The following is a 4,804-nucleotide window of genomic DNA, read 5'->3' on the forward strand; positions in this document are numbered from 1 at the left end:
GACTTCCCTATAGGGTCGTTGGAGATTACGACGTTGATAGGCTACAGGTGTAAAGGTAGAGATACCAAAGCCGAGTAGTACTAATCGCCCGTAGACTTTCAAGGCATAAGATACGCTGTTGTCTTAATCGGAAACTTTTCTTTCTTTCAATACAATGTCAATGTAAGTAAGCTTACAATTAAGTAGGTTGTGATACAAAAAAGAGATTAAAGACCTTAAGGTGCCTACATCGGCGGTGATCACCTCTTCCCATTCCGAACAGAGAAGTTAAGCCCGCCAGAGCCGATGGTACTGCCGTAACAGGTGGGAGAGTAGGTCGGTGCCTACCCTTATTAAACAAAGAAAAGCCTTATCCATATCGATAAGGCTTTTTTGTTTTAAGCTATCTATCCATAAGAGAAAATAAAAAGGAAGATAAACATATTATCTTCCTTTTTTAGCTTACTTATATTATCCATGAATATATTCTTTAGTTCCGTAGGATTTTATCAGCTCTCCTTCAAAATCAAGCCATTCTTTCCAACGTTTATCCACGTCTACGTCAATAGTATATTTGCGTGCGAAATTTAGAAAGGTAGTGTAGTGATTGGCTTCTGAGACCATCAAATCGTAATAAAACTTTTTGAGAAAATCATCTTTAATATTTTGACTTAACACTCTAAAGCGTTCACAGCTACGTGCTTCAATCATGGCTGCAAACAAAAGCCTGTCAATGAATGCCTGATTTCGGGAGCCGTCTTTCTTCGAGAATTTCAATAATTGATTGACGTAATCGTCTTTTCTCTCACGTCTTAAAGTATATCCTCTTTCTTTTATGATGTCGATGACCATCTTAAAATGCCCCAACTCTTCAATGGCTATAGCTGTAAGTTCATGCACTAACTCTTCATGTTCAGGATTTTGGGTGATGATGGTTATGGCATTCGATGCTGCTTTTTGTTCACACCAAGCGTGATCCGATAATATTTCTTCAAGGTTGGATTCTGCTATATTTGCCCATCGAGGGTCTGTCAATAATTTTAAGCCCAGCATAGATGTATGTTATTTATGATATGATACAAAATTACGAAACTAATATTTAATTCCTTGTTGGAAGGTGAAACCTTAGCATTAAGGTTTATTTTTGTGCATATATCATCGGAGATGAAAATACTTTTTATAGGATTGGTATGGCCGGAGCCACAGTCGTCGGCAGCGGGGTGGCGTATATTGCAATTGGTAGAAGCTTTCACGCAGATAGGAGAGGTACATTTTGCATGTGCAGCAGCAAAAAGTAAATATTCCTTTCCTCTGGCAGAAAGAGGAATAAAAGAACATGCTATAGTGCTTAACGATGCTTCTTTCGATGCTTTTGTCGAAGGTTTACAACCCGATATAGTAGTATTTGACCGCTTTATGGTGGAAGAGCAGTACGGATGGAGGGTTGCTGAGAAATGTCCTAAGGCCTTACGCATACTTGACACCGAAGATTTGCATTTTCTAAGGCTGGTCACGTGAACAATCTTTTAAGAGAAAGACGGAATTAGATCTGCACACCTATGTAGCTAAAAGGGAACTGGCTTCCATCCTGCGTTCGGATATATCATTGATGATTTCCAAATACGAGATACTGTTGCTAAAGGAGCAATTTCTCATTCCGGAGGAGAAGCTTTTTTATATTCCTTTTCAGGAGAAAAGGCTGGAAGACGACATACTCGCACATCTTCCTGCATTCGAAGAAAGGCAACACCTTGTATTTATAGGAAACTTCATGCACGAGCCTAACTTCCGTACAGTAGAAATCCTTAAAAGAGAAATATGGCCAAGGCTTAGCAAGGTGCTGACGAAGGCTGAACTACATATTTACGGAGCGTATGCCGGAGCAAAGGTCATGCAACTACATAATCCAAAGCAAAGATTTCATGTCAAAGGAAGGGCGGAAAAAGCTAGAGATACGCTAGCGCAATATAGAGTGCTTGTGGCTCCTATACCTTTCGGAGCTGGAGCTAAAGGCAAATTTGTTGATGCTATGGCTGTCGGCACTCCTTCCGTCACAACTCCTATAGGGGCTGAAGATATGTCTATAGACAACCTGTGGAGCGGATTTGTTGCCGAAGATTATGAAACTATGGTGCAGCGATGTGTTCAACTCTATTCGGATAAAGAAATTTGGCTGGAGAAACAGCGGCAGGGCATTAAACTCTTCAACCAGACCGTAGCGGACGACTCTTTTACCAAAGCCCTGGTATGTCTTTGTCGACAAAGGGTAGAAGATTTAGCAGATTACAGAAAGAAATATTTTCTCGGAGAGATATTGTTGTTACAGCAGCTCAACGCGACGAAATATATGTCTTTGTGGATAGAAGAGAAAAACAAAAGAGAGCACATCGAATGAATGTAAGTGACTAAAAGCTTCCTGCAGACCTATTATTATCGACAAATTGTTATATTTAAATGATTAAACTATAAATTATGAAAACGATAAAAGGTCCAGGTATTTTCTTAGCACAATTTATATCCGATCAAGAGCCCTTCAATAGTTTGGAAAATATAGCGCGATGGGCAAAGTCCTTAGGTTTTGTAGGTTTACAGATCCCGACAGGAGATCCCAAATATTTCGATCTTCAGAAAGCAGCAGAAAGTAAAACCTATGCGGATGAATATAAAGGCAAACTTCAAGAGTTGGGATTAGAGATTACGGAGCTTTCTACACACCTTCAAGGGCAGCTGGTGGCAGTACATCCGGCGTATGATAAGCTGTTTGACGCTTTTGCTCCGCAACAATATAGAAACAATCCCAAGGCGAGGACGGAATGGGCAACACAACAGCTCATCTATGCTGCCAAAGCGTCCCAGAATTTAGGGTTAAAGGCGCATGCCACCTTTAGTGGTGCGTTGATGTGGCAGTATTTTCATCCGTGGCCACAGCGTCCCGATGGCTTGGTAGATGAAGCGTTCTCGGAGCTTGCCCGACGTTGGATGCCGATTCTGAATGCTTTCGACGAGGCAGGAGTGGATGTGTGTTATGAAATCCATCCGGGAGAAGACCTCTTTGACGGGGTGACATACGAGATGTTCTTAGAAAAAGTCAACAACCATCCTCGCGCCTGTCTTCTTTATGATCCATCACATTTTGTACTGCAGCAGCTGGATTACATCCAATACATAGATTTCTATCACGAGCGCATTAAAGCATTCCACGTGAAAGATGCCGAATTTAATCCTTCTGGAAAGCAAGGAACTTTTGGAGGCTATCAGTCCTGGCTTAACAGGGCAGGAAGGTATCGCTCTCCGGGTGACGGCCAGGTGGACTTCAAAACCATCTTTAGTAAGCTGACACAATACGGTTATGATGGCTGGGCCGTGATGGAATGGGAATGTTGTATCAAGAATCAGATTGACGGAGCTACCGAAGGCGCTCAATTTATCAAGGACCACATCATTCGTGTGACAGATAAGGCTTTCGATGATTTTGCTGCTACAGGTGCTGACGACAAGTTTAACCGAGAAATATTAGGTTTGTAAACCTAAAAAGTCCTGCAGAACCCTGCAGGACTTTTTAGTTATGAAAAGACAATGATTATCACTGGATATAAAGAAGCCTATTATCTTCCTTTTTTCTGGAAAGGAAATTTCATCTTATAGCCTACACGTATATGACCTTTAGAAATGGCGTCCAGCTTGCTTTTTAACATAGCCTTTTTTAAGGGGCCTAACTTGTCAACAAACAGCTTTCCTTCGATATGGTCGTATTCGTGTTGTACTATCCTTGCCGCTATACCTGTAAGCTCTTCTTCGTGCTCTTCGAAGTTTTCGTCTAGATAGTTAATCAGCACGTTGGAAGGGCGAAGTACGTCTTCGTTGATATCGGGTATGGACAAACAGCCTTCATTAAAAGCCCACTTTTCTCCCGATTCTTCGATGATTATAGGGTTTATAAATACTTTCTTAAAATCTTTGAGGGTAGGGTCTCCTTCGCCGTCCTCATCGTCCTCCCCAAAAGGTGAGCCGTCAACGACGAAAAGTCTTATGGGTAGTCCCACCTGTGGTGCTGCCAAGCCGACCCCGCGAGCCGCGTACATCGTCTCGAACATGTTATCAATTAATTCTTTTAGATTTGGATAGTCCTCATCGATCTCTTCGGCTTTCTTGCGTAGGATCGGGTCTCCATATGCTACAATAGGTAATTTCATTCTAAATAATTTCAACGTTACAAAGTTACCAAAAAATTTTAGCCTATGGGGACGCAATTAATTTAGTAAATTTAGACGATGCTTAGATTTTTACATTGGACGGAAAAACTTGTTGAGGATTTGACACGGGAAGGCCTCTTGCAGGCTGTGGAGCATCAGGAAAATATAAGTCTTCTCCATACGGAAAAGTATCTTCTCATTATTTATTATCCTCATAGTGAACGGATAAAGCCAACTGTTGATAAGAAAATCATCCATCTGGATATAGATTTGTTGGCTTCGGCATATTTCAAAGTGCTGGACCGCATAAGGTCGCTTTGTGGAAGAGGACGTAGGCTCTTTGCTCGCAATACGGTGGTAGCACGCATAGATAAGGAGATGGCCTTGGCATTTTTGGAAGAGTACCATCTACAGGTTGCCCTTGCAGGAAAGTATAGGTACGGTCTTTTCTATAAGGGAGATCTAGTCTCTGTAGCCGTTTTCAGTGGTGGCCGCCGTATGCGTGACCAATCTGCCGAATACCGTTCTTTTGAGCTGTTGCGCTTCTGCCATAAGGGAGGCTATACTTATCGATGGGAGTATTTTCCAAACTGATTTGAAAGCCTTTTATTGAAGATTTTAAGTCCCGTATG

6 protein-coding genes and 2 rRNA genes are annotated in these 4,804 nt (G+C 41.7%); 6 read left to right on the top strand and 2 right to left on the bottom strand.

Annotated features, from left to right (window positions below; translation table 11 throughout):
• Together SD31_RS13880 and rrf are read left to right on the top strand one after the other, a co-directional pair.
• Window positions 1–105 (top strand): 23S ribosomal RNA (locus SD31_RS13880); the annotation flags it as partial.
• Between the two features lie 111 nt (window positions 106–216).
• Window positions 217–328: ribosomal RNA gene (gene rrf / locus SD31_RS13885) — 5S ribosomal RNA — on the top strand.
• A 122-nt stretch (window positions 329–450) separates the two neighbouring features.
• Here the strand turns inward: rrf and SD31_RS13890 are convergent.
• Entirely contained in the window at window positions 451–1,032 is a 582-nt protein-coding gene (locus tag SD31_RS13890; protein ID WP_039054561.1) for a tRNA-(ms[2]io[6]A)-hydroxylase, read from the bottom strand.
• A gap of 111 nt (window positions 1,033–1,143) precedes the next feature.
• On the opposite strand from SD31_RS13890, the gene SD31_RS17685 reads away from it, so the two are divergent.
• The 3 genes from SD31_RS17685 (at window position 1,144) to SD31_RS13900 (ending at window position 3,504) form a co-directional block, all read left to right on the top strand.
• The gene (locus SD31_RS17685) at window positions 1,144–1,497 is read left to right on the top strand and encodes a hypothetical protein (protein WP_197053737.1); all 354 of its coding nucleotides are present in this window, start codon (window positions 1,144–1,146) and stop codon (window positions 1,495–1,497) included.
• A 91-nt stretch (window positions 1,498–1,588) separates the two neighbouring features.
• Complete coding sequence (locus SD31_RS17690; protein WP_197053738.1) at window positions 1,589–2,374, top strand: glycosyltransferase family 4 protein; 786 nt, start codon at window positions 1,589–1,591, stop codon at window positions 2,372–2,374.
• A gap of 77 nt (window positions 2,375–2,451) precedes the next feature.
• Window positions 2,452–3,504 carry a sugar phosphate isomerase/epimerase family protein gene (locus SD31_RS13900; RefSeq protein ID WP_039054562.1) on the top strand — a complete coding sequence of 351 codons (1,053 nt, stop codon included), beginning with the start codon at window positions 2,452–2,454 and terminating at the stop codon, window positions 3,502–3,504.
• Between the two features lie 80 nt (window positions 3,505–3,584).
• Here the strand turns inward: SD31_RS13900 and def are convergent, their stop codons facing one another.
• On the bottom strand, window positions 3,585–4,172 hold the full coding sequence (gene def, locus SD31_RS13905) for a peptide deformylase (protein ID WP_039054563.1): 588 nt from the start codon (window positions 4,170–4,172) through the stop codon (window positions 3,585–3,587).
• 78 nt (window positions 4,173–4,250) lie between these two features.
• Between def and SD31_RS13910 the strand changes: the two genes are divergently transcribed.
• The gene (locus tag SD31_RS13910) at window positions 4,251–4,766 is read left to right on the top strand and encodes a hypothetical protein (protein ID WP_052259087.1); all 516 of its coding nucleotides are present in this window, start codon (window positions 4,251–4,253) and stop codon (window positions 4,764–4,766) included.
• The last annotated feature ends 38 nt before the right edge of the window (window positions 4,767–4,804 follow it).

The organism is Sphingobacterium sp. T2 (assembly GCF_000814685.1).
Taxonomy (GTDB): domain Bacteria; phylum Bacteroidota; class Bacteroidia; order Sphingobacteriales; family Sphingobacteriaceae; genus Sphingobacterium; species Sphingobacterium thermophilum.